21 protein-coding genes, 1 other RNA gene and 1 pseudogene are annotated in these 23,871 nt (G+C 49.4%); 22 read left to right on the forward strand and 1 reads right to left on the reverse strand.

What is annotated here, in order from left to right; translation table 11 throughout:
- Position 1 precedes the first annotated feature (1 nt).
- The 5 genes from DXA93_RS00930 (at position 2) to DXA93_RS00950 (ending at position 5,249) form a co-directional block, all read left to right on the forward strand.
- The gene (locus tag DXA93_RS00930; protein WP_117760363.1) at positions 2-1,015 is read left to right on the forward strand and encodes an NAD(P)H-dependent glycerol-3-phosphate dehydrogenase; all 1,014 of its coding nucleotides are present in this window, start codon (positions 2-4) and stop codon (positions 1,013-1,015) included.
- 189 nt (positions 1,016-1,204) lie between these two features.
- Complete coding sequence (locus tag DXA93_RS00935; RefSeq protein ID WP_022461521.1) at positions 1,205-2,728, forward strand: 4Fe-4S dicluster domain-containing protein; 1,524 nt, start codon at positions 1,205-1,207, stop codon at positions 2,726-2,728.
- A 25-nt stretch (positions 2,729-2,753) separates the two neighbouring features.
- Positions 2,754-3,836, forward strand: coding sequence for an ABC transporter substrate-binding protein (locus tag DXA93_RS00940; protein ID WP_226906312.1), 1,083 nt, complete (start codon positions 2,754-2,756; stop codon positions 3,834-3,836).
- Positions 3,814-4,596 (forward strand): ABC transporter permease, encoded by a 783-nt coding sequence (locus DXA93_RS00945; protein WP_117760362.1) that lies wholly within the window; start codon positions 3,814-3,816, stop codon positions 4,594-4,596. Before DXA93_RS00940 ends, DXA93_RS00945 begins: the two co-directional genes overlap by 23 nt.
- Positions 4,593-5,249: an ATP-binding cassette domain-containing protein gene (locus DXA93_RS00950; protein ID WP_117760361.1), complete on the forward strand. Its 657-nt coding sequence runs from the start codon at positions 4,593-4,595 to the stop codon at positions 5,247-5,249. Before DXA93_RS00945 ends, DXA93_RS00950 begins: the two co-directional genes overlap by 4 nt.
- Positions 5,250-5,297: 48 nt before the next feature.
- Here DXA93_RS00950 and DXA93_RS00955 read toward each other — a convergent pair whose 3' ends face one another.
- The gene (locus DXA93_RS00955) at positions 5,298-6,119 is read right to left on the reverse strand and encodes an aldo/keto reductase (RefSeq protein ID WP_055218124.1); all 822 of its coding nucleotides are present in this window, start codon (positions 6,117-6,119) and stop codon (positions 5,298-5,300) included.
- A 362-nt stretch (positions 6,120-6,481) separates the two neighbouring features.
- On the opposite strand from DXA93_RS00955, the gene DXA93_RS00960 reads away from it, so the two are divergent.
- The 17 genes and pseudogenes from DXA93_RS00960 to ssrS all read left to right on the forward strand — a co-directional run bounded on the left by DXA93_RS00960 (position 6,482) and on the right by ssrS (position 23,833).
- The gene (locus DXA93_RS00960; RefSeq protein WP_055218122.1) at positions 6,482-6,832 is read left to right on the forward strand and encodes a hypothetical protein; all 351 of its coding nucleotides are present in this window, start codon (positions 6,482-6,484) and stop codon (positions 6,830-6,832) included.
- Positions 6,833-6,846: 14 nt separating this feature from the next.
- Positions 6,847-7,029, forward strand: coding sequence for a CooT family nickel-binding protein (locus tag DXA93_RS00965; RefSeq protein ID WP_117509049.1), 183 nt, complete (start codon positions 6,847-6,849; stop codon positions 7,027-7,029).
- Between the two features lie 135 nt (positions 7,030-7,164).
- Positions 7,165-8,097 carry a methylenetetrahydrofolate reductase gene (locus DXA93_RS00970; protein ID WP_022462431.1) on the forward strand — a complete coding sequence of 311 codons (933 nt, stop codon included), beginning with the start codon at positions 7,165-7,167 and terminating at the stop codon, positions 8,095-8,097.
- Positions 8,098-8,135: 38 nt separating this feature from the next.
- Positions 8,136-8,906: an ATP-binding protein gene (locus tag DXA93_RS00975; protein ID WP_022462430.1), complete on the forward strand. Its 771-nt coding sequence runs from the start codon at positions 8,136-8,138 to the stop codon at positions 8,904-8,906.
- Positions 8,907-9,032: 126 nt separating this feature from the next.
- A complete protein-coding gene (gene cooS, locus DXA93_RS00980; RefSeq protein ID WP_117760360.1) occupies positions 9,033-10,925 on the forward strand; it encodes an anaerobic carbon-monoxide dehydrogenase catalytic subunit in 1,893 nt (630 codons plus the stop codon).
- A 62-nt stretch (positions 10,926-10,987) separates the two neighbouring features.
- On the forward strand, positions 10,988-11,776 hold the full coding sequence (locus tag DXA93_RS00985) for an ATP-binding protein (RefSeq protein WP_022462428.1): 789 nt from the start codon (positions 10,988-10,990) through the stop codon (positions 11,774-11,776).
- Between the two features lie 15 nt (positions 11,777-11,791).
- Positions 11,792-13,921 carry an acetyl-CoA decarbonylase/synthase complex subunit alpha/beta gene (gene acsB, locus DXA93_RS00990; protein WP_022462427.1) on the forward strand — a complete coding sequence of 710 codons (2,130 nt, stop codon included), beginning with the start codon at positions 11,792-11,794 and terminating at the stop codon, positions 13,919-13,921.
- Positions 13,922-14,219: 298 nt separating this feature from the next.
- Positions 14,220-15,161, forward strand: coding sequence for an acetyl-CoA decarbonylase/synthase complex subunit delta (acsD, locus tag DXA93_RS00995; protein WP_055226450.1), 942 nt, complete (start codon positions 14,220-14,222; stop codon positions 15,159-15,161).
- Between the two features lie 37 nt (positions 15,162-15,198).
- On the forward strand, positions 15,199-15,381 hold the full coding sequence (locus DXA93_RS20815; RefSeq protein ID WP_330422215.1) for a (Fe-S)-binding protein: 183 nt from the start codon (positions 15,199-15,201) through the stop codon (positions 15,379-15,381).
- Positions 15,378-16,553, forward strand: coding sequence for an acetyl-CoA decarbonylase/synthase complex subunit gamma (gene acsC / locus DXA93_RS01000; RefSeq protein WP_330426857.1), 1,176 nt, complete (start codon positions 15,378-15,380; stop codon positions 16,551-16,553). Before DXA93_RS20815 ends, acsC begins: the two co-directional genes overlap by 4 nt.
- A 93-nt stretch (positions 16,554-16,646) precedes the next feature.
- A complete protein-coding gene (gene acsE / locus DXA93_RS01005; protein ID WP_022462424.1) occupies positions 16,647-17,432 on the forward strand; it encodes a carbon monoxide dehydrogenase/acetyl-CoA synthase methytransferase subunit in 786 nt (261 codons plus the stop codon).
- A gap of 137 nt (positions 17,433-17,569) precedes the next feature.
- Complete coding sequence (acsV, locus tag DXA93_RS01010) at positions 17,570-19,495, forward strand: corrinoid activation/regeneration protein AcsV (protein WP_118600600.1); 1,926 nt, start codon at positions 17,570-17,572, stop codon at positions 19,493-19,495.
- 94 nt (positions 19,496-19,589) lie between these two features.
- Positions 19,590-20,261, forward strand: a complete 672-nt coding sequence (locus DXA93_RS01015) for a DUF3786 domain-containing protein (protein ID WP_117509043.1) — start codon at positions 19,590-19,592, stop codon at positions 20,259-20,261.
- 61 nt (positions 20,262-20,322) lie between these two features.
- Positions 20,323-20,955: a cyclodeaminase/cyclohydrolase family protein gene (locus tag DXA93_RS01020; RefSeq protein ID WP_117509042.1), complete on the forward strand. Its 633-nt coding sequence runs from the start codon at positions 20,323-20,325 to the stop codon at positions 20,953-20,955.
- Positions 20,956-21,042: 87 nt separating this feature from the next.
- Positions 21,043-21,894 (forward strand): bifunctional 5,10-methylenetetrahydrofolate dehydrogenase/5,10-methenyltetrahydrofolate cyclohydrolase, encoded by an 852-nt coding sequence (locus tag DXA93_RS01025; protein ID WP_117509041.1) that lies wholly within the window; start codon positions 21,043-21,045, stop codon positions 21,892-21,894.
- A gap of 171 nt (positions 21,895-22,065) precedes the next feature.
- Positions 22,066-23,534 (forward strand): annotated as a pseudogene (gene spoIVA, locus DXA93_RS20390) (stage IV sporulation protein A).
- Between the two features lie 104 nt (positions 23,535-23,638).
- Positions 23,639-23,833, forward strand: a non-coding RNA gene (ssrS, locus tag DXA93_RS01035) — 6S RNA.
- Positions 23,834-23,871: the final 38 nt, after the last annotated feature.

A 23,871-nucleotide genomic window follows, 5' to 3' on the forward strand; every position in this document is an offset into this window, starting at 1 on the left:
TATGGCAAAGATTAGCATCATCGGAGCAGGAAGCTGGGGAACCGCCCTCGGCCTCCTGCTCTGCAACAACGGGCATGACGTGACGATCTGCTCGGAAAATGAAAAGGAAATTGAGAGCTTAAAGGAACACAGAGAGCATCTAACGAAGCTTCCGGGCGTAAGACTGCCGGATGAAATGAAGTTCACCTGCGATGTGCGCGGCTCCCTTTCCGGACAGGACATCCTTGTGATGGCAAAAGCATCCCCGTACGTGCGAACCACATGTAAAAAGTATGCGGCGGATATTCCGGACGGCCAGCTCATCGTCAATGTGGCAAAAGGCGTGGAAGCCGATACCCTGATGACGATGTCTCAGATCATCGAGGAGGAAGTGCCGGGAGCGAATGTCGTTGTTCTCTCCGGACCGAGCCACGCAGAGGAAGTCGGCCGCGGCCTGCCGACCACGATCGTTGTCGGCGCGCATGACCGCGAGAGCGCACTGTATGTGCAGAATGTGTTCATGAGTCCGGTCTTCCGCGTTTACACAAGCCCGGACATCACGGGAATTGAACTTGGCGGAGCTCTGAAAAATGTCATCGCACTGGCAGCCGGAACGGCGGATGGTCTTGGCTACGGCGACAATACGAAAGCGGCTCTGATTACCCGCGGGATCGCGGAAATTGCACGGCTCGGCACGGCGATGGGTGCCCATGCGGAAACCTTCTATGGCCTTTCCGGCATCGGTGACCTGATTGTAACGTGTGCGTCCGTACACAGCCGGAACAGGAAAGCAGGATATCTGATCGGCCAGGGAAGAACAATGCAGCAGGCGATGGATGAGGTTCAAATGATTGTTGAAGGTGTCTATTCCGCAAAAGCGGGGCTTACCTTGTCAGAAAAATTCGGAATCGAAACGCCGATCATTCAGGCAGTCAATCAGGTTCTGTTTGAAAACAAAAACCCGAAACAGGCTGTGGATGAACTGATGCAGCGTATGAAAAAAGACGAACTCGCCCCGGATCTCTGGGAGCGGTAAAAATAAGAAACCTGTCACTTCTGTGAAATGATACAGAGACGGCAGGTTCTTTTTTTTGTGCAGACCGAAATTTTTCAGCAAAAATACGGGAAAAAGATGACAATACTTTCGAAATCAAGTATAGTAATAGAAAGCGGAATAATTTTAACTGAAAAGATGCGGAGGAAAATACAGCAGGAGGAAGAAAGAATGAGAGGAGTAGAAACAAGAATTCAGGAAATCCGCCATGCCATTTTTACGGAAGTTGCAAAAATGGCGTATGACGTGGACTCCCCGGTGGAAAAGACGATCGAGGAAATTCCTTACCGTGTAATTCCCGGTGAGGTCGGAAATTTTAGAAATGATGTGTTTCTGGAGCGGGCGATTGTAGGAGAGCGGCTTCGCCTTGCAATGGGACTTCCGTGCAGAAGCGCGGCAGAGCACGCCCCGATCTCGGACAATATCAAACTGGCGGACCAGGCGGAGACGTATTATACACCGCCGCTCATTAATGTCATCAAATTTGCATGCAACGCCTGTCATGAAAAACGGGTTCTGATCACGGAGGGATGTCAGGGATGTCTTGCACATCCGTGCGTGGAAGTCTGTCCGAAAAAGGCCATTACGCTGGACCGCACCAATGGACGATCCTATATTGATCAGGATAAATGCGTCAAATGTGGTCAGTGTGCCAAGGTATGCGGATACCAGGCTATTATCATTCAGGAGCGTCCGTGTGCGAGAGCCTGCGGAATGGATGCCATCGGTTCAGATGAGAACGGAAAAGCGGATATCGATTACGAGAAATGTGTATCCTGCGGCCAGTGTCTCGTCAACTGCCCGTTCGGCGCTATTTCGGACAAATCCCAGATCTTCCAGGTAATCCGTGCGATCCAGTCGGGAGAGCGCGTCTATGCAGCGCTGGCACCGGCGTTTGTCGGCCAGTTCGGACCGAAAGTAACGCCTGGAAAACTGCGTGCGGCGATGAAAAAGCTCGGCTTTGCGGATGTCTTTGAAGTTGCGATCGGAGCGGATCTCTGTGCGGCACAGGAGGCAGAGGATTTTGTGAACGAAGTTCCGGAGAAACTGCCGTTTATGGCGACATCCTGCTGTCCGGCCTGGTCTGTAATGGCGAAGAAACTGTTCCCGGATTACGCTAACTGTATCTCGATGGCACTGACCCCGATGACGCTGACGGCGCGTCTGATCAAGAAACACAATCCGAATGCGAAGGTTGTCTTTGTCGGACCGTGTGCGGCGAAAAAACTGGAGGCCATGCGCCGGTCTGTCCGCAGTGAGGTGGACTTCGTTCTGACGTTTGAAGAGATGTCGGGCATTTTCGATGCGCGCCAGGTAGATGTGAGTGCACTTGAGGAAGATCCGGACGGCGTCAGCGATGCATCGGTGGACGGAAGAAACTTTGCTGTCTCCGGCGGCGTTGCAAAATCTGTGGAAAATGTAATCCGTGAAAAATACCCGGACCGCGAAATCAAGATGGCAAATGCAGAAGGTCTGAAGGAATGCCGGAAACTGCTGACAATGGCAAAGGCCGGAAAGTACAACGGTTATCTTCTCGAAGGCATGGCCTGTCCGGGCGGATGCGTGGCAGGAGCCGGCACGATGCAGTCAATCAAAAAGTCGCAGGCGGCAGTCAACAAATATGCGGCGCAGGCAAAACACAAGATTTCCAGCCAGACAGAATATGTAAAAGAACTGGACAAGCTGGTAGACTAAAAAGAACAGCAAGGTGGAGAAAAAAGTGAAAAAGAAAAGAAAGATGGGCTTTGCGGCAGCGATTCTTGCAATGGTACTTCTGTTTGCAGGATGCGGCCAGACAGAGACAAAGTCGGAGAGCAGCGGGACAAAAAGCACAGGATCAGAAAGTACAGTATCAGAAAGTACGCAGACAGAGAGCAGCACAGTGGCATCGGAAACAGAAGATGAGACACTGGTCCATGTGCTTGCATTAAAAGGACCGACCAGCATGGGAATGGTAAAAATGATGAGCGATAACGACAGCAAAGAGTCACCTGCGGACACGTTTGAACTTGCCGCTGCCCCGGATGAGGTCAGCGCAAAACTGGTACAGGGAGAGGTGGATATCGCCGCGGTTCCTGCGAACCTTGCAAGCGTACTCTACAACAAGACAAACGGCGGCGTGCAGGTGCTCGCAGTCAATACGCTCGGTGTCCTTTATATCGTCGAGGACGGCGATACCGTACATTCCATTGCGGATCTGAAAGGCAGAACCATTTATGCGGGCGGCAAAGGTGCAACTCCGGAGTATGCTTTGAATTATATCCTCGAAAAGAACGGCCTCGTACCGGGTGAGGACGTAACGATCGAGTGGAAGAGCGAACACGCCGAGTGCGTGGCAGCACTTGCAGAAGATGCCGATGGAATCGCCATGCTGCCGCAGCCGTTTGTAACGACGGCACAGACGAAAAAAGAAACGCTGCGCACCGCACTTGACCTGACCGAAGAATGGAACAAAATCCAGGAGTCCGAAGGAACAGTGAGCACACTGGTGACAGGTGTTACCGTTGTGCGCACTGCCTTTGCCAAGGAGCATCCGGAAGCAGTTGCAGACTTCATGGAAGCTTACCAGGCATCCGTATCCTACGTAACCGAAAACACGGATGAGGCGGCAAAACTGATCGGGGATTATGACATTGTTCCGGAGGCAGTCGCAAAGAAAGCGCTTCCGGCGTGCAACATTGTCTGCATCACCGGTGATGAGATGAAAGAGAAGCTTTCCGGTTATCTCGGTGTACTCAAAGACCAGAACCCGGAGGCAGTCGGAGGAGAACTTCCAGGAGATGACTTCTATTATTCCGAATAAAGACAAAAAAGAGAAACAGAGAAAAACGAAGCGCTGGCCGATCGTGTTCTGGCTTATGATCTGGCAGGCGGCAAGTGTTTTTGTCGGGCAGGAGATCCTTCTGGCATCTCCTGCCGCTGTTTTGAAACGCCTTTTTACGCTTGTAACAGAACCGTTCTTCTGGCAGTCCCTGCTGTTTTCCGGAGCACGCATCGGAGCCGGATTCCTTCTTGGTGCGGCGGCGGGAATTGCAGGAGCTGCACTTGCCGGTCGGTTTTCCATTGCAGAAGAACTCCTGACGCCGCTGGTTGCAGCAGTGAAAGCAGTGCCGGTCGCTTCTTTTGTGATTCTGATCCTGATATGGGTTTCGTCGAAGAATCTTTCGGTTGTGATTTCGTTTCTGATGGTATTTCCGATCCTGTATACAAACACGCGGAACGGCCTGCGGGAACTGGACACAGCGCTTTTGGAGATGACAGACGTTTTTCAGGTTCCGCGGCCGGTGCGGCTGCGCTGGGTGATCCTGCCGCAGCTGTACCCATATATCCGGACGGGATGTTCACTTTCCCTCGGCCTTTGCTGGAAGGCCGGAACGGCAGCAGAAGTAATCGGCATTCCGAACCGATCCATCGGAGAGCATCTGTATCAGGCAAAAATATATCTCGACACACCGGGACTCTTTGCCTGGACGGCAGCGATCGTGTACGTCAGCTTCTGTCTCGAAAAAGCTGTTTTAAAAGGAATGGATCTTGCGGAAAAAAGAATGCTGGTGATGAAATGAGAGAAGATACGATTGAAATCTGCCATCTGAAAAAAGCGTATGGAGAACACGTTATTTTTTCGAATCTTACGATGGAACTGAAAAAAGGAGCAGTGACCTGTCTGATGGCTCCTTCCGGGGCGGGAAAGACAACCCTGCTGCGGATTCTGGCAGGCCTGGAGCAGGCGGACGGCGGAAAAATCGGGGGACTGGAAGCCTTAAGAAAAAGTATGGTTTTTCAGGAACCGCGGCTGGCAGAAGAACTGACAGCTGCAGCCAATATCCAGCTCTCGGTAAGGCGCCGCATGTTTGGAAAAGAAAAAAGAAGCTTCCGTCATCTTGTGGAGGAGATGGAGGAACTCGGCCTTTCGGGCTGTGAAAACCAGGCTGTATCGGAACTGTCGGGCGGCATGCGCCAGCGGGTGGCGGTTCTGCGGGCCATGCGCATGGACGCAGATTTCCTCCTTTTGGATGAGCCGTTCCGGGGACTGGATGCGGGGACGAAAAAGAAAACGATGAACTATATCCGCAGAAAAGGAAAAGAAAAAACGATACTTCTGGTCACGCATGATTTAGAAGAAGCCGAAGCAATGGGGGACTGGATCTGCACCTGCAGCAGACTGGATGGTATCCTCGAAATAAAGAGAAACAGAAAAAGCAGCACAGAAATCTGAAACGGAAAGAAACAGATTTTCTGTGCTGCTTTTTCTGTGAATCCGCAGTTACAGCAGGTCATCCGGTATGGAAGCGGAGCGGAGCTGTTCGTCCATCGTGTCGATGAGCGCCATGTCGGCTTCAGAAAGTTCGAAGTCGAAGACATCCGCGTTGGCAAAAATGCGGTCCGGCTGTGTCGATTTCGGGATGACACTGATGCCCTGCTGGACGAGGTAGCGGAGGCCGATCTGCGCTTCAGTGCGTACATACTTTTCTGCCAGCTGCTGCATAATCTCACGGTTCAGATAAAGACCTCTTGCGAGCGGCGCATACGCTTGAACGGCGATTCCATGTGAACGGCAGAAAGCGATGAGCGGTTTCCGGTTCCAGAGCGGATGGCATTCGATCTGGTTGACGGCCGGGATGATGCCGGAAAATTCAAAGAGGGCGGTAAGGTGCGGCTCCTCGAAGTTGCTGACGCCGATCGATTTTGCACGCCCGGATTCGCGGATTTTTTCGAGTGCGCGCCATGTCTCCGGGTAGCAGCCCGGCACCGGCCAGTGAATCAGGTAAAGATCAACGTAGTCGAGACGGAGACGGTCGAGGCTGCGGTTGAAGGCACCTTCGATATCACCGACCCGCTGCGCGGTATTCCATACCTTTGTGGTAATAAAAAAGTTTTCCCGCGGAATCCCGCTTGCGCGGATCCCGCGGCCGATGCTGTCCTCATTTTTATAGGAGGAGGCGGTATCGATCAGACGGTAGCCGTATTTTGCCGCGGTGACAATTGCTTTTTCTGCCTCTTTTTCTGTCGATTTGTAAGTGCCAAGCCCCAGAAGCGGCATCGCTCTGCCGTCGTTCAATGTGATGGTTGGAATAGAAAGTGCCATAAAAACCCTCCGTATCTTGAATCAAAAAAAGATTCTGCCGTATTTCTCTCATAATTATGTTTAGTATAACATGAAAATTTAAAGAAATCAGACCAAATATATTAAAAAAGTTTAACACAATAGGGAAATGAAAAAAATAACAAGCCACGCAAGAAAAAAGAAGGATGCCAGGACGGCCTGTACGGCGAATTGTACAGAAATTTTGTGGAGGCCGTATTGATTTTGTGCATGAAATAGAGTATAATAAGTTTGAATTGATATTTATTTATCATTCCCTGTACAATCTGCAGGACGTTTCAGGAAAACAAAAGCGGACGAAACGGACGGCAGAGCAGAAAAACGGGGACAGAGGAGGCCATATTATGCATTTATTATATGACGAGAATGGAAATCCCATTCCGCACGGAGCTCACGACGAGCACCATCATCACCATGACCATCATCACGAGGGAGAAGACTGCGGACATGCCTGCAATGCATGCGGTTCCGAAGAAAAATGCAAGGACGAGAATCTTGCCCTTTTAACCTATATGCTGCAGCACAATGAACATCACGCAGCAGAACTCGACGAGATGGCCGACAAACTGGAAAAAGCCGGAATGGCGGACGCCGCAAAACAGATCAGGGAGGGAGTATCCGATTTCCAGAAAGGCAATATGCGCCTGTCCCTTGCACTGACGCTTGTAAAAGAGCATTTGAAAGAAGTTAAGTAGAGGAGGCGTAAGCTATGTGCCTTGCAACGGTATACAAAAATCCGGAGAACACAGTTGTCTGTAAAAATGTAAGCCGCATCGATGTCGATGGAGAATACGTTCTCATCCGCGACATCCTGGGCGAAGAGATCAGACTGCAGGGTAAGATCAAAATGGTAGATCTTGCAAACAGCATCGTAGAGCTGGACTGTGAATGATAATTGGTTGACGGAACCAGTTATTCTATAAAAGCGGTTTTAAGACCCCGGGGTCTGCGAATCGGAACAAACAGAACAGGCGAACCGGGACTTAGAATAGGAATATATTATATTAAAGCGGAGGTAAATTGAATTATGAAACTTTCAGAAGAGATGAAAAACAAGACCCTTCTGTCTTTTGAGCTGTTCCCGCCAAAGACAGAGAAGGGACTGCAGAATCTGCCGGGTACCATCGACCACCTGATGAAGTACAACCCGTCTTACATTTCCTGTACATACGGAGCAGGCGGCGGAAACGTCGGAGCAAACCGTGAAGTATGTCAGATGATCAAAAATGCCGGAACCACACCGGTTACTCATTTCACCGTTATCAAAAACACAAAAGAAGGAATTAAAGAACAGCTGGATCAGTATCTGGCTGACGGCGTAGACCACATGCTGGCACTGCGCGGTGATATTCCGCTTGGCGAGACCACAACCTGCGGTGACTTTGACTACGCTACGGATCTTGTAAAATTCGTACGTGATACCTACGGCGACAAATTTGAAATCGCTGTTGCAGGTTCACCGGAAGGCCACATCTCCTGCAGAAGTCTGGAGTCTGATATCGCAGTTCTGAAACAGAAACAGGACAACGGAGCTGACTACATCATGACACAGCTCTGCTGGGATATGGAGCAGTTCAAATACTGGCTCGATGCAATCCGTAAAGCAGGAATCACCATGCCGGTAGACGTTGGAGTTATGCCGATCCTGGATCAGGCAGCTACCATCAACATGGCACTTTCCAGAAACGGCTGTGTTATGGACAGAGAGCTTTCCAGAATGATCTCCAGACACTGGCTGTTCCCGAACCCATTTGCAGCAAAAGATGCAGAGGGCAAACCGTTCGACGTATTCTACGACAAGAAAGTTGCAGAGTTCAAAGAAGAGGGTATCGAATATACCGTAAAACAGATTGATGCATACCGTGCACTCGGTGTCAATGGAATTCATCTGTATGCACTGAATAAATGGAAAGACGTATCTGAAATCATCGACAGATCCGGCCTTTGCACACTGGTTTAATGAATTAATTACTTGAATTTGGGAGGCATCCGATTTTTATGGCACACGTAATAGCTGTCGCCGGAAAAGGCGGCGTTGGAAAAACAACATTATGCGGCTTGCTGATCCAGTATCTCTGCGAGTCAGGAAAAGGTCCTGTTCTTGCAGTTGATGCGGACGCAAACTCAAACCTGAATGAGGTACTCGGTGTAGAAGTAGAAGCTACCCTTGGAGATATCCGGGAGGAGATTGCCCGTGCAGAGATGGCATCCAAAAACCCGATTCCGGCAGGTATGAGCAAGGCAGATTATGCGGAATTTAAATTTGCAGGCGCTCTGACTGAGGAAGATGATTTTGACCTGCTTGTGATGGGAAGAACACAGGGAAAAGGCTGCTACTGCTTCGTCAATGGACTTCTGCAGAATCAGCTTGCAAAGCTGTATCCGAATTACCCCTTCATGGTTGTGGATAACGAGGCAGGCATGGAGCATATCAGCCGTGGTATACTTCCGGGAATGGATACAGCTATTTTGGTCAGTGACTGCTCAAGAAGAGGAGTACAGGCCGCTGCGAGAATCGCGGAGCTGATCAAAGAATGCGATATGAAGCCGAAGCAGGTAGGACTGATCGTAAACCGTGCGCCGAATGGCGTGTTAAATGAGGGAACCCGTGAGGAAATTGAAAAACAGGGATTAACTCTCCTTGGCGTTGTTCCGCACGATGATCAGGTTTATGAATATGACTGTGACGGAAAACCAACCGTACGTCTGCCGGAAGACTCTCCGGTACGCGCGGCATTAAAGAAAATCGTAGAAAACCTTGATTTATAAAAACAGAGAATCTGCCCTCCGCTTTGTACACGCTGCAGACGGAGGGATATTTCAAAAGTAAAATATCCCCCATGGGAGGATGTTTTTACCATAAAAATATTAAAATACAATCTTGAGGAGGACAAGATGAGCGAATTCAAATTAACAAGCGTAGAAGAATTCGAACAGGCCACGAATGAGCTCCTGGAAAATGGTGCAAAGGTTGGCGCTGACGCATGGCAGTTTCGTGTAAAAAACCAGACCCCGCACTGTAAATTCGGTGAGCAGGGAACCTGCTGCCGTATCTGTACGATGGGACCTTGCCGTATTACACCAAAGGCACCGAGAGGAATCTGCGGATGCGATGTACACGGTATTGTAGGACGTAACTTCCTGCGCTTTACAGCAGGCGGTTCCGCAACACATTCCGATCATGGCCGTGAGATCTGCCACACACTGCATGAGGCTGATCCAAACGGAAACTACAAAGTAAAAGATCCGGAGAAACTGATCCGTATTGCAAAAGAGTGGGGCGTAGAGACAGAAGGAAAAGATATCTATGATCTGGCACATGAGATGTCCGAGCTGGCTCTTTTAGAGTATGGTAAACCGTTCGGAACACAGAGATTCCTGAAACGTGCTCCGCAGCATACACAGGAAATCTGGGAGAGAGAAGAAATCGCACCGCGTGCGATTGACCGTGAGGTTGCATGTTCTCTTCATATGACCCATATGGGATGTTCTTCCCTTCCGGAAGCACTCGTTCGCCAGTCCCTTCGTTCCGGACTTTCCGATGGATGGGGCGGCTCCATGATGGGTACCGAGTTCTCTGACGTACTGTTCGGAACTCCAAAGCCGATCGAAACCGAGGCAAACCTTGGTGTTATGAAAGAAGATGAAGTAAATATCATCGTTCATGGCCATGATCCGTCACTTTCCGAGATGATCTGCGAATACGCAGACGATCCGGAGATGATCGCATATGCAAAAGAAATGGGAGCAAAGGGAATCAACGTAGCAGGTGTCTGCTGTACTTCCAATGAAGTAGCAATGCGCCGCGGCGTGCCGATGGCAGGTAACTTCCTGCAGCAGGAAAACGTGGTACTGACCGGTGCCTGCGAGGCCATCGTTGTTGACGTACAGTGTATTTTCCCGGCCCTTGGACCTTTAAGCAAATGTTTCCATACTAAATTCGTTACCACCAGCCCGATTGCGCAGATGCCGGATGCAGAATACATTCGTTTCAACGCAAAAACAGCAGGTGAGAATGCAAAAGCCATCGTAAAAATGGCAATTGAAAACTTTAAAAACCGGAAACCGGAGCTGGTACATATCCCGCATATGAAGCAGAAAGCAACCGTGGGATACTCTTTTGAGTCCATCATTAAGACTCTGGATAAAGTAACCAATTCCCAGGTTGACCAGACCGGAACTCTGATGCCGCTGTGGCAGTGTGTGGCATCCGGCGTTATCCGCGGTGCAGTTGCCATGGTAGGATGCAACAACCCGAAAGTCCGTCCGGACACCGCTCACATCGAGCTGATGAAGAAGCTGATCGCGCACGACGTTATCATCGTTGCTTCCGGATGCTCTGCACAGGCAGCAGCAAGAGCAGGTCTGATGGACAAACGTGCTAAAGATCTCTGCGGTGCAGGCCTGAAACGTGTCTGCGAGCTGGCTGATATCCCGCCGGTACTCCACATGGGATCCTGCGTTGATATCTCCCGTATGATGGTTCTTGTAGCAGAACTTGCTAAAATCGGTAATGTCAATATTTCCCAGCTTCCGGTTGTCGGATGTGCTCCGGAGTGGATGTCTGAGAAAGCAGTTTCCATCGGAAACTATGTTGTAGCAACCGGTATCGATACTTACCTTGGCGTAGAGCCGTACGTATCCGGATCCACTGAGGTAACAGGACTTCTGACCAACGGTGTCCGCGACTGGGTTGAGGCAGCTTACACAGTAGAAAAAGACATCGACAAGCTGGGCGATGCAATGCTCGCACGAATCGAAGAGAAACGTGCCGCACTCGGCGTATAAAAAGGACAGGGCGGTCCCTGACGTAAAAAGAGACCGCCCTTTTTGAAGTGAAAAGGTGTAAAATGAAAATAGCAGTAACTGGAAAGGGTGGCGTAGGAAAAACAACCATCGCAGCGACCCTTGCAAGACTTTATGCAGAAGAAGGCCATCCGGTTCTGGCTGCAGATGTCGATCCGGATGCCAATCTGGGCCTTGCGCTTGGATTTCCGGAAGAAATCCTCGATTCGATCGTTCCGATTACCAAAATGAGAAAACTGATCGAAGAGCGCACCGAGGCAAGTGCAGACAACCGGTTTTACAAAATAAATCCGAGAGTAAGTGATATTCCCGATAAATACAGCAAAGAGTACAACGGAGTCAAACTCCTGACGCTTGGCACCGTGGAGACGGCCGGAAGCGGCTGTGTCTGCCCGGAGCATGTGATGCTGCGGAGAATCATCAACAGCCTGGTCCTTCACAGAGGGGATGTTGTCATCCTCGACATGGAAGCAGGCCTTGAGCATCTGGGAAGAGGAACGACGGAGGGCATGGATATGTTCATCGTAGTCATCGAGCCGGGTGCAAGAAGTATTCAGACCTATAAGAATGTCAAACGTCTGGCCGAAGAGCTTGGCGTTCATCAGGTTCATGTCGTGGCAAACAAAGTACGCGACGAAAAAGATGAGGCATTCATACAGGACCGTATCCCCCCGGAGGATCTTCTGGGCATGGTCCACTACAACCCGGAAATTATGGAAGCGGACAGGGAAGGTTCGTCTCCATATGATTACAGCGCGGCTGCAGTAGAAGAGATACGGAAAATAAAAACAAAAATCGATAAGTCAAACATGCCTGGCATGGAAAAAGTGTGATAGGAGGAAAAACACATGACATTATTCGAGAGAGTATTTGGCGGAAATGATGCAGTATACGGTCTTACCGAAGCTGCCGTTGATGCCGCAATCGCAGCAAACGGAGAGGAAAAAGCAGTCAGCTTCCCGGACACTGCTTACGCACTTCCGTGTTACTATGCTGTAACAGGAGTAAAGGTTACCAACTTAAAAGAGATGAAAGAGGCTCTTGGCGTGGTAAAATCTCTGATGACAAGAGAAAATCAGCTGAATGATGTATTTATGTCCGGTGTTGCAACTGCACTCTGCGCAGAGTTCATCGAGGCAATTAAATACATCGACGGTGCAAAACCATATGATGAGCCGTGCTACGGCCATTTAAGCGATGCCATCATCCGTGAGCTTGGTGTGCCGCTTGTAACAGGCGATATCCCGGGCGTAGCTGTTATCCTTGGAAGCGCTCCGACCGCACAGGAAGGCGTGGATCTGGTTAAGAGCTATCAGGCACAGGGTATTCTTGTAACACTGGTTGGCGGAATCATTGATCAGTGTCAGGAACTGGGATACAAGACCGGCGCAAACGTACGTGTCATCCCGCTTGGAAAAGACGTAACATCTGTTATCCATGCTGTATCCGTAGCAATCCGTGCAGCCCTGATCTTCGGTAACGTAACTGCAGGCGATGCAGGCGCACTGATGACCTACACCAAAGACCGTGTACCGGCATTCGTAAATGCTTTTGCTCCTCTGGATGATGTGATCGTTGCATGCGGCGCTGGTGCGATTGCACTTGGCTTTCCGGTTATCACAAACGATGACAAAGACGTTCCGGCTATTCCGAAGAGCCTTATTATCCAGAAGGACGTTTCCAAATTCAACGCAACTTCTCTGGAAGCACGCGATATCAAGATCAAAATCACCAACATTGATATCCCGGTTGCATTCGCATCTGCATTCGAGGGTGAAATCATCCGCCGTGGTGATATGCAGGTTGAGTTTGACGGTTCCCGCGTAGACTGCTGCGAGCTGGTTCAGACAAAAGATGCTTCCGAAGTAGAAGATCACAAGATCGAGCTGATCGGACCGGACATCGACGAGTTCGAAGTAGGTTCCAAGCACAGCATTGCATACGTTGTTGAGGTTGCCGGAAAGAGCATGCAGCCGGATTTCGAGCCTGTATTTGAGCGTAAATTCCACAGCTACCTGAACTGCATCGAAGGTGTGATGCATACCGGACAGCGTGATATGATCCGTATCCGTGTCAGCAAAGAAGCTTTCAACGCAGGCTTCCGTGCAAAACACTTCGGAGAAGTTCTGTACGCACAGGTGAAGAACGAGTTCGAGGCTGTTGTTGACAAATGCCAGGTTAAGATCTACACCAATCCGGAAGACTGTACCAAGATCCGCCACGAAATTGCAATCCCGGTATTCGACAAACGTGACGAGCGTCTGTCTACCATGACAGATGAATCCGTACCGGTATACTACAGCTGTATCATGTGCCAGGCATTCTCCCCGAGCCATGTATGTGTTGTTACACCAGAGCGTCTCGGACTTTGCGGTGCTGTTTCATGGCTGGATGCAAAAGCTACCAACGAGCTGGATCCGAACGGACCTTGCCAGGTTATTACAAAAGAAAAAGTAATCGATGAGAGAATCGGTGAGTACGAGGATGTTAACGAGGCTGTTCGTAAACTTTCCCAGGGTGCTCTTGATGATGTATCTCTGTACTCCATCATGGAAAAACCAATGACATCCTGCGGATGCTTCGAGTGTATCTGTGGTATCGAGCCGTTCTCCAACGGTGTCTGCATCGCAAACCGTGAGTACGCAGGCATGACTCCTCTGGGAATGACTTTCTCCGAGCTGGCTTCCATGACAGGCGGCGGTGTTCAGACTCCTGGATTCATGGGACACGGCAAACACTTTATCGCTTCCAAGAAGTTTATGAAAGCAGAAGGCGGTGTTGCCCGTATCGTATGGATGCCGAAAGAGCTGAAAGAGCAGGTTGCAGAGAAACTGAATGAAACAGCAAAAGAGCTGTACGGTATCGACAACTTTACCGATATGATCGGTGATGAGACCATCGCAGAAGATCCGGAGACACTGGTTGCATTCCTGACCGAGAAAGGTCATCCGGCACTTGGCATGGATCCAATGATGTAATTCGTATTTTACAGGCTTATCCTGTGAAAGAATAAGCAGACCGGCATGGCTTGGGAGGGGATTCCAAAGCGGAGGAGGAAGCCCTTTCCGGCACATGCCGGCAGCTGTAAAGTGATTTTCTGGGAAAAAACGGCTGACGAAAAGAAAACGGATACTTTTTGTCAGAAAATCTTGGAAAATATCCTGGTAAATCTTGCATTCTCCGGGAAAAAACGTTAAAATAATAACAGGTGTGTCCATGAAGCGGAATCATGGAGATATGCCTGTATGGAATTTTATTTTTAAGGAGGCTTTTTTTATGCCGTTTAATCGCAAACCACAAAAGTTTAATGCAGCAATTAAATCCGTTGTAATCGGCAGCGGAGACAAAACCGTAACTCTTGGCGGAGAAAACGTATTACCATTCTATGCTTTCGACGGTGAAATCAAAAACGGACCGAAGGTCGGCGTTGAAATCACAGACCTTGGTATGGAAGGAGAACCGGAAAGCGTAAAAGCATACTATGAAGGTGCAGCTACCATGGGCGAGATTGCAAAAAAAGCAGCAGCTATGGAAGGTGCAGATTTCCTCTGCCTTCGTCTGGCAGGCGGAGACCCGAACGGTCTGAACAAATCGGTAGAAGAACTCATTGAGACAGTCAAAGAGGTTGCTGATGCCGTTGACGTGCCGCTTGTTGTAGAAGGATGTAAAAACGTTGAGAAGGATTCCGAACTGCTCACAAAAGTAGCAGAGGTCCTTCAGGGAAGAAACGTTCTTGTTATGTCCGCAAGAGAAGAAGATTACAAGGCAGTTGGTGCAGCCGCAGGTCTGGCATACAACCAGAAAGTCGGCGCTGAGTCCGCTGTAGATATCAACCTTGCAAAACAGCTGAATGTTGTTATGACCCAGCTCGGTGTCAGCGCAGACAGCATTGTTATGAACGTAGGTTCTGCAGCAGTCGGATACGGATATGAGTACGTAGTATCTACACTGGACCGTATCAAAGCAGCAGCATTATCCCAGGACGATAAAATGCTGCAGATGCCAATTATTACTCCAATCGCTTCTGAGACATGGAATGTAAAAGAGGCAATGGCAACAGAAGAGGAATCTCCGGAATGGGGAAATCAGGAAGTACGAGGAGTCTCTATGGAGATTCAGACAGCAGCCGCATCTCTGGCTTCTGGTTCTGATGCAGTTATCCTCAAACATCCACAGTCTGTTGCAACCATTTCCAAAATGATTCAGGAACTGATGTAATCAGTACGTAAGGAAGAGATTAGGAGGATAAAGAATTATGGCATTATCAGGTATTCAGATTTTTAAAATGACCCCAAAGAAAAACTGTAAGGAGTGCGGATGTCCGACCTGTATGGCATTCTCCATGAAGGTTGCACAGGGCGCTATGGATATTTCAGCGTGCCCATATATGTCTGACGACGCTATGGCACAGCTTTCCGAGCTACCGCACCGCCAATGAAGACGATCAAAGTCGGAACCGGCGACAGTGAGTACACTCTTGGCGGAGAGACGGTCCTCTATCGTCATGAGAAAACATTTGTAAGCAAAACCCGTTATGCGGTATCTCTCTGCAGCTGCATGTCTGACGAAGAGATCGATGCAAAACTGGAAGAAGACAAAAAAGTTGATTACGACCGTATCGGTGAGCGTATGTGCGCAGAGATGCTGTATGTAAACTATGCCGGAAATGGCGTAGACAAATACGTATCTCTTGTAACGAAAGCAGCAGCAACCGGAAAAGTTCTGGTACTTGGCTGTGAAGACGCAGATGCTGCAAAAGCTGCTCTGGAAGTATGCAAAGCAGGCAAACCGATCCTGAATGGTGCAAATGCATCCAACTATGAAGAGATGAGCAAACTTGCCACAGAGGCAGGCGTTGTTCTCGGCGTTAGCGGCGCAAACATTGATGAGCTTCACGACACCGTAGAAGCAATCGAGAAACTCGGCAACAAGAACCTTGTTCTTGATACCACAGAAGCGACCATCAAAGAGACTTTCGCTACTACCGTACAGGTAAGACGTGCATCCTTAAAGGATACAGACCGTACCTTCGGTTATCCGTCTATTGTAAATCTGGCAAAAATCGCACAGGGCGACAGATATATGCAGCAGGCACTGCTTTCCCTGTTCACCATGAAATACGGTTCCATCATCGTTCTTGAGGAGATGGGATACGCAGAGGCACTTCCGGTATTCGGACTTCGCCAGAACGTATTTACCGATCCGCAGAAACCGATGAAAGTAGAGCCGGGCATCTACCCGCTGAACGGCGCAGATGAAAATTCGATCTGCCTGACCACAGTAGACTTTGCCCTGACCTATTTCCTGGTATCCGGAGAGCTCGAGAGATCCGGAGTTCCGGTTAACCTTGTAATCAACGATGCCGGCGGACTTTCCGTACTGACTTCCTGGGCAGCAGGTAAATTCTCCGGTAACTCTATCTCCAAATTCTTCAAAGAGAATGTAGAAGATAAAGTAAAATCCAGAAAAGTTATCATTCCTGGTAAAGTAGCCGTATTAAAGGGCGACATTGAGTCCAAACTTCCTGGATGGGAAGTAATCGTTGCTCCGCTTGAGGCAGTTCAGCTTGTGAAATTCATGAAAGATCTGCAGGCAAACGGAGAACTGTAATACATAAAAAATCCGGGAGGAACTCCGGTATCCGGAAGTTTCTCCCGTGAAAAAATAATTATGGGGGATTCCCAAAAGAAAAGGAGAAGAGATATGGCAAAATTTGTAACCATCGGCGAAAGACTTTCTGTTACAGCTCCTACTGTAAACAAAGCATTCGCAGCAAGAGATGAAGAGCCAATTTTAAAGAGAGCAAAACAGCAGTTGGATGCTGGTGCCGTTTACCTTGATGTAAACATCGGACCGGCTGAAAATGATGGAGAGGACATTATGAAGTGGGCTGTTGAGCTGCTGCAGAGCAATTTTGACAATGTTCCGCTGGCTCTGGATACATCCAACAAAAAAGCAATTGAGGCTGGTATCTCTGTATACAATCGTTCCAAAGGAAAACCGATCGTAAACTCTGCAGATGCTGCAGGAAGAATCGAGTACGTTGACCTTGCGGCTGCAAACGATGCAATCGTTATTGCACTTTGCAACGGTGAAGGAATTGCAAAAGACAACGACGAGCGTATGATGTACTGCCAGACCCTTCTGGAAAGAGGTATGGAGCATGGTATGGAGCCGACCGATCTGTGGTTTGACCCGCTGTTTCTGGTTGTAAAAGGAATGCAGGACAAACAGATGGAAGTTCTTGAGTGCATCAAGATGTTCAGCGATATGGGACTGAATTCTACCGGCGGACTTTCCAACAACTCCAACGGTATGCCGAAAAACATCCGTCCGATCATGGATTCCGCACTTGTAGCTATGGCTATGATGCAGGGTCTGACCAGCGCCATCGTTAACCCGAATGACCTGAGACTGATGGAGACCATTAAATCCTGTGACGTATTCAAAGGCAACACTCTGTATGCAGATTCTTATCTGGAGCTTTAATCTTTAAATCTCGCAGGTTTTCCCCTGATGGTGCCGCAGCGTTTGCGAAAACCTGAGGCACCATCAGGGGTTTTTCTATCTAAAAGCGGAAAAATAAAAAAAGCGGAGAATATATACGACTGGGGGATTTACAGATTATGGCAAAAGTAACCTTTCGATTTGAAGAAGGAGAACCGGTAGTCACCTACGCAACCGAGGGTGAGCGCCTTCTTGAAGTAGCGCAGAAGAGCAATGTGCCGATCGATGCACCGTGTTCCGGAAACGCATCGTGCGGTAAATGCCGCGTTCGTCTTGTGAGCGGTGAGCTGGATTCCAAAATAACCCGCCATATTTCTGAGGAAGAATATCAGAATGGCTGGAGACTGGCGTGCGTCAGCACCGTCAAAGGCGATGTTGAAGTGGAAGTGCCGGACATTGCATCCGCTTACCGGAGCCGCATGAAAGTGGCAGACCTTAGTTCACCGAGTGAAATTGCAATTTTTGAAGATACGAAAAAGAAAATTACAGACGCCGGCCTGGAATTGAAAAACAGCATGCAGGTGATTACAATCTCAATGGAAGAGCCTACTCTGGATGATACGATGCCGGATAACGAGAGAGTAACCTGGGCTGTACAGGCAGCGACGGGGCTTGAACGGGTACGGATTCCGTACTCTGTACTGAAAAAAATGCCGGATGTCCTTCGGGAATCCCATTTTCAGGCACAGTGTGTCGTCCGGGTTACGGCAAATGACGTCTTTTTATACGATATGCTTCCAATGGAAGCAAAAGCAGTGGTCGGTGGTCTCGTTGTCGACATCGGAACAACGACAGTTTCTGCACTGATCGTGGATATGCTGAGCGGAGAAATCCTGGCAAAAGCCTCTTCCGGAAACGGACAGATCCGGTATGGTGCGGATGTTATCAACCGTATCATTGAATCCCAGAAACCGGGAGGCCATGAAAGACTGCAGAATGCAATCATCAAAGAAACCTTAAACCCGATGATTTCCAACATGTGCCGCGCAGCGAAAATCAGCAGTCAGCAGATTTACCGTGCGGCGATTGCCGGAAACACTACCATGGAGCATCTGATGATGGGCATCAATGCAGATCCGCTTCGGATGGAGCCGTATATTCCTGCCTTCTTTAAAACAAACTCACTGTTTGCATCGGACGTCAATCTTGCGATTCATCCGGACGCCCATATCATTCTGGCACCGAACATCGGAAGCTATGTGGGCGGAGATATTACTGCCGGCGCGTTGGTCAGCATGATCTGGAACCGGCCGGAGATGAGTCTTTTTATTGACCTTGGTACCAATGGCGAGCTTGCATTTGGAAACTCTGACTTTATGGTAAGCTGTGCCTGCTCGGCCGGACCGGCCTTTGAGGGCGGCGATATCAGCTGTGGTATGCGTGCGACCGACGGTGCGATTGAAAAATGTACGATCGATCCGGAGACGATGGAACCTTCGTACCATGTTATCGGAGATGAGGGAACGAAGCCGATTGGTCTTTGCGGTTCCGGAATCATCGATGTAATTGCAGCGCTGTTCCGTGCGAAAATGGTTAATCCGAAGGGAAAATTTATCCGGGAAGGCAGACGGATCTGCCACGACAAATATGGCATGGGAAGCTATGTCATCGCCTTTGAAGAGGAAGCCGGAAGCGTCCGCGACGTTGAGATTACAGAAGTAGATATCGACAACTTTATCCGTGCCAAGGGCGCGATTTTCTCAGCGATCCGTACGATGCTGAACTATCTGGATATGGATGTTTCCATGATCGAGGAGGTTTACGTAGCGGGCGGTATCGGAAGCGGCATCAACATGAAAAATGCCGTTACCATCGGTATGTTTCCGGACATCCCGCTGGAAAAATTCCATTACATTGGTAACTCTTCCCTGACCGGTGCGTACTCAATGCTTTTATCGACAGCAGCAGAGAAGAAAACGTATGAGGTTGCCCGGAACATGACATATCTGGAACTCTCTACGGTACCAACCTATATGGATGAATTTGTAGCGGCGTGCTTCCTGCCGCACACAGACACGACGATGTTCCCGTCTGTGGAAGCATAAAACGGAAGCAGAACTTGCTGTTACGATTCAAGGTGAAACACATGTGGTTTTGCTTTGAATTGTGGCGAACCTTTTTGAGAGGAATTGGATTTACATGGCAGTAGACTTAAATTACGAAAAAGACAGCAAAGAGCGTATTCCGTATGAGCATTATCTGGAAGTGTATCAGAATGCAGATCCAAGAGAGATTTCCAGCCGGTGCGACGTTCCGTATGATGCGGAAAAACAGGAGTTTACCGTTTCCCTGATGGGTGTTTCCTACCGGATTTCGTGGCCGGAGTACAACGTATTTCATATTGGAGATGATGGAAGCGTTTCGCCGATAATTGGCTGGTATCCACTCGAGAAAAAACCGAATGCAAAAATTTTGGTATTGCGTTATCTGACAGAGGGCGGAGCTGCTCCGTCTACCGGAAAATTTTTGACGTACCGGGAGATTCCGTGGGGAGAAGTTTATTTTAAACAGTTCCAGGGAAGATGCCTGTTCCGTCTTGCGTTTGGCTTTGGCGGAAAGCTGGATGCATTCCGTGAGATCATGGAACGTGTCGGCGCTCAGGCGATTTCATCCGGTGATGTCGGATATGAGCTGGAGTTTATGAAAGGGCTTTTTGTACGACTGATTTTATGGGCAGGAGATGATGAGTTTCCGCCGTCCGCGCAGATCCTCTTTTCGGACAATTTCCCGGCTGCATTTACGCAGGGAGAGGATATGGCGGTTGTGGGAGATGTCACAATTGATATGCTGAAGGCTCTGGCTGCAAAATAGTTATGGTTTGAGGCCATCAGGATGGCTTCTGGATCGAAAAAAATAAGCGGAGGAAAATAACATGGGATTTTCAACAGTACCTTGCAATGAGTTTGTAGACGTGCTCGGTTCCAAAGCACCGGTTCCGGGCGGCGGCGGAGCTTCTGCACTGGTTGGCGCTGTCGGCACAGCGCTTGGCAACATGGTTGGTGCGCTGACAGTAGGTAAAAAGAAATATGCGGATGTCGAAGAGGAAATGAAAGAGCTGATGGCGAAAGCAACCACGCTTCAGGACGAACTGCTTCACCTGATCGAGCGCGATGCAGAAGTGTTCGAACCGCTCTCCAAAGCATACGGCATGCCGCGCGAGACAGAGGAGGAGAAGGCAGAAAAAGCAAGAGTCATGGAGATTGTGCTGAAGGATGCCTGCTCTGTTCCAATGGAAATTATGGAAAAATGCTGCGAAGCAATCGACCTGATCGTAGAATTTGCAGCAAAAGGTTCTGCACTTGCGATCAGTGACGCAGGTGTTGGCGCAGCATTCTGCAAAGCAGCCTTAGAGGGTGCTTCCCTGAATGTATATATCAACACGAAATCTATGAAAAACCGGGAATATGCAGAAGAACTAAATCGAAAATGTGATGAAATGCTTGCGGTCTATACCGTAAAAGCAGACGAGATTTTCCGGAACGTACTGGGAAGACTGAAAGCCTGAAAACAAACGGCCAGAGAAACTTCCCGGCAGCAAGCGGGTTGCAAAAGGAGTTCTCTTTGACCGAAAAGAAAAGCGGAGGATAAAAAAATGGCAAAACAGTTATTAGGAAAAGAAGTAACAGCAGCATTAAATGAGAAGATCAAAGCAAATGTAGCAGAGCTGGAAGCAAAAGGAGTAAAACCGACTCTCGGAATCATCCGTGTCGGAGAGAGAGAGGATGACCTTTCCTACGAAAGAGGAGCAACCAAACGCTGTGAGACCTTAGGCGTTGCATACGAGAAATTCCTTCTCCCGGCAGACGTTACCCAGGAAGAGCTGATGGCTACCATCGATAAAGTAAACAAAGACGATTCCATCCACGGCGTTCTGATTTTCCGTCCGCTTCCGAAACATCTCGATGAGGCAGCAGTCATCAAAGCACTCTCCCCGGAGAAGGACGTAGACGGTATCACAGACGGTTCCATGGTAGGCGTATTCGCCGGAACAAAACAGGGCTTCCCGCCATGTACTCCGCAGGCCTGCATGGAGATCCTCGACCACTACGGCATCGACTGCACCGGTAAAAAAGCCGTTGTCGTAGGCCGCAGCCTCGTTGTAGGAAAACCGGCAGCCATGATGCTGTTAAAGAAAAACGCAACCGTAACCATCTGCCATACCAGAACGAAAGACATGCCGTCTGTAGTTAAAGAGGCAGATATCGTGATCGTAGCAGCAGGCCGTGCAGGTGTTGTAGATGATACTTACCTGTGTGCAGGCCAGACCGTTATTGATGTCGGAATCAACGTAAACGAAGAAGGAAAACTCTGCGGAGACGTTGCATACGCAAAAGCTGAGCCGATCGTTGAGGCAATCACACCGGTTCCAGGCGGCGTAGGATCCGTTACCACATCTGTTCTGGTCGGCCATGTGGTAGAGGCTGCCATGAGAAAAAACAGCTGATCATAGGCTGAAGATAAGAAAGTGACAGAAAAAAGGCACTGTGCGTCCGAAAAAAGGGCGGCGGTGCCTTTTTTGCGTGCGCGGCAGTGCAGTTTTGGTGATAGGAGAGGGGGCCGGCTCATAGAATATAACAGTACATAGCAACAAAGATCAAAAGGGGGACAATAGCGCATGGATGCATATTCAGTATACCGCGATATTCAGAAACGAACGAAGGGCCAGTTCCTGATCGGAGTGGTGGGGCCTGTACGGACGGGAAAGTCCACCCTGATCCGCCGTTTCCTGGAGGTGCTGGCACTGCCGTATCTTTCGGAAAAGGAACAGGCGGAGGTACGGGATGCCCTGCCTTTAAGCGGGGAGGGAAAGACGATCACAACGGTGGAGCCGAAATTTGTGCCGAAAGACGCCGTGGAGCTGCAGCTTGGGGAGGGCGATCCGATCCGGCTGCGACTGATCGACTGCGTCGGCTTTCTGGTGCCGGACGCGGCGGGAAATCTGGAAAATGAGAAGGAGCGGATGGTGAAAACACCGTGGTCCGAGCAGGCGATTCCGTTCCGGGAGGCGGCGGAGATCGGTACGAAGAAGGTGATCGCAGAACATTCCACGATCGGTCTTATGGTGACGTGCGACGGATCGTTCGGCGAGCTGCCGCGGGAGAATTTTCTGCAGGCGGAGGAACGGACCGTTGCGGAGCTCAAAAAGCAGGGAAAGCCCTTCCTGATTCTTGTGAATGCGAAAAAACCGTACCGGGAGGAGACACAGCGCAGGTAAAGGAGCTTGAAACAAAATTCGGCGTGGCAGCGATGGCGGTGAACTGCGACCAGCTCCGCAAAGAAGATATTCTGCATATGCTCGAAAAGGTGCTGTATGAGTTCCCGCTTCAGCAGATGGAATTTTATATTCCAAAATGGGTGGAGCTTCTTGCCGATGACCATCCGCTGAAGGCAGAGCTGCTGCAGAAGATCCGTGAGATGTGCAGGGAAAAGACGCGCCTGAAGGATGCAGTGGGCGGAAAAACAGCGATTGCCAGTCAGTATGTCAGCCAGACACTGCTGCAGTCGATGGATCTTGCGAGCGGTACGGTGAAGGTGCGGATTGAGGTGAAAGAGCAGTATTATTATGAAATGCTGAGTGTACTTGCCGGCGTGGAGATCAAAGGCGAGTATGATCTGGTGCAGACGATCCGCGAGCTGTCGGCACAGCGGGAAGAGTACCGCAAGGTAGAGGACGCGATTCATGCGGTGCGCGGATGCGGCTACGGCGTCGTGATTCCGGGGAGGGAGGAGATTCAGCTGGAGGAGCCAGCCGTGATCCATCAGGGAAACAAATACGGCGTGAAAATTAAATCGGTGAGCCCGTCGATTCATATGATCAAGGCCAACATCGAGACGGAGATTGCGCCGATCGTCGGAAGTGAGCAGCAGGCGGAGGATCTGATCGCCTATATCAAAGAGAGCGCAAAGAGCCCGGAGGGAATCTGGAATACCAACATTTTCGGCAAATCCGTCGAGCAGCTCGTTGACGACGGCATCCGCAGCAAAATCGCCCAGATCACCGAGGATGGCCAGGCAAAACTCCAGGATTCCATGCAGAAAATTGTCAACGACAGCCGGGGCGGAATGGTGTGTATTATCATTTAATACAAAAGCTGTTCGAATATTTTTGAGTAATTGTGCAATAATACTTGAAAAGCGAACCAAAATAGCGTATAATCCGAATTGTGAAAAGAAAAGAAGAAAAATGTAACTTCCTGGAATGTTCGATGATCTCATTATTTTGAACCTACATTTACTTTAAACGGGAGGCTTATTATTGTCATGTGGATGTCAGGCCACCCTGGAAACAGACGTCAGTGGAAGGCAGAAATGGTGACTGCGGCTACCCACCTAGCTTGCGTTGCTAGGAGTCAAAGTATGGGAAACGGCATTCCGGGGTTACAAAAGAGAAAAAAGAGAATCATGAAAATGGTTCTCTTTT

Source organism: Blautia sp. OF09-25XD (assembly GCF_003482095.1).
Classification (GTDB): Bacteria; Bacillota; Clostridia; order Lachnospirales; family Lachnospiraceae; genus Fusicatenibacter; species Fusicatenibacter saccharivorans.

Coding starts and splice junctions, on each gene's coding strand:
- DXA93_RS00970 (WP_022462431.1), top strand. CDS start 7,165: ATGAAACTTTCAGAAGAGATGAAAAACAAGACCCTTCTGTCTTTTGAG.
- DXA93_RS00955 (WP_055218124.1), bottom strand. CDS start 6,119: ATGGCACTTTCTATTCCAACCATCACATTGAACGACGGCAGAGCGATG.
- acsV (WP_118600600.1), top strand. CDS start 17,570: ATGGCAAAAGTAACCTTTCGATTTGAAGAAGGAGAACCGGTAGTCACC.
- DXA93_RS00930 (WP_117760363.1), top strand. CDS start 2: ATGGCAAAGATTAGCATCATCGGAGCAGGAAGCTGGGGAACCGCCCTC.
- DXA93_RS01025 (WP_117509041.1), top strand. CDS start 21,043: ATGGCAAAACAGTTATTAGGAAAAGAAGTAACAGCAGCATTAAATGAG.
- acsC (WP_330426857.1), top strand. CDS start 15,378: ATGAAGACGATCAAAGTCGGAACCGGCGACAGTGAGTACACTCTTGGC.
- DXA93_RS00960 (WP_055218122.1), top strand. CDS start 6,482: ATGCATTTATTATATGACGAGAATGGAAATCCCATTCCGCACGGAGCT.
- DXA93_RS00945 (WP_117760362.1), top strand. CDS start 3,814: ATGACTTCTATTATTCCGAATAAAGACAAAAAAGAGAAACAGAGAAAA.
- DXA93_RS20815 (WP_330422215.1), top strand. CDS start 15,199: ATGGCATTATCAGGTATTCAGATTTTTAAAATGACCCCAAAGAAAAAC.
- acsD (WP_055226450.1), top strand. CDS start 14,220: ATGCCGTTTAATCGCAAACCACAAAAGTTTAATGCAGCAATTAAATCC.
- acsE (WP_022462424.1), top strand. CDS start 16,647: ATGGCAAAATTTGTAACCATCGGCGAAAGACTTTCTGTTACAGCTCCT.
- DXA93_RS00975 (WP_022462430.1), top strand. CDS start 8,136: ATGGCACACGTAATAGCTGTCGCCGGAAAAGGCGGCGTTGGAAAAACA.
- DXA93_RS00950 (WP_117760361.1), top strand. CDS start 4,593: ATGAGAGAAGATACGATTGAAATCTGCCATCTGAAAAAAGCGTATGGA.
- DXA93_RS01015 (WP_117509043.1), top strand. CDS start 19,590: ATGGCAGTAGACTTAAATTACGAAAAAGACAGCAAAGAGCGTATTCCG.
- acsB (WP_022462427.1), top strand. CDS start 11,792: ATGACATTATTCGAGAGAGTATTTGGCGGAAATGATGCAGTATACGGT.
- DXA93_RS00935 (WP_022461521.1), top strand. CDS start 1,205: ATGAGAGGAGTAGAAACAAGAATTCAGGAAATCCGCCATGCCATTTTT.
- cooS (WP_117760360.1), top strand. CDS start 9,033: ATGAGCGAATTCAAATTAACAAGCGTAGAAGAATTCGAACAGGCCACG.
- DXA93_RS00965 (WP_117509049.1), top strand. CDS start 6,847: ATGTGCCTTGCAACGGTATACAAAAATCCGGAGAACACAGTTGTCTGT.
- DXA93_RS01020 (WP_117509042.1), top strand. CDS start 20,323: ATGGGATTTTCAACAGTACCTTGCAATGAGTTTGTAGACGTGCTCGGT.
- DXA93_RS00985 (WP_022462428.1), top strand. CDS start 10,988: ATGAAAATAGCAGTAACTGGAAAGGGTGGCGTAGGAAAAACAACCATC.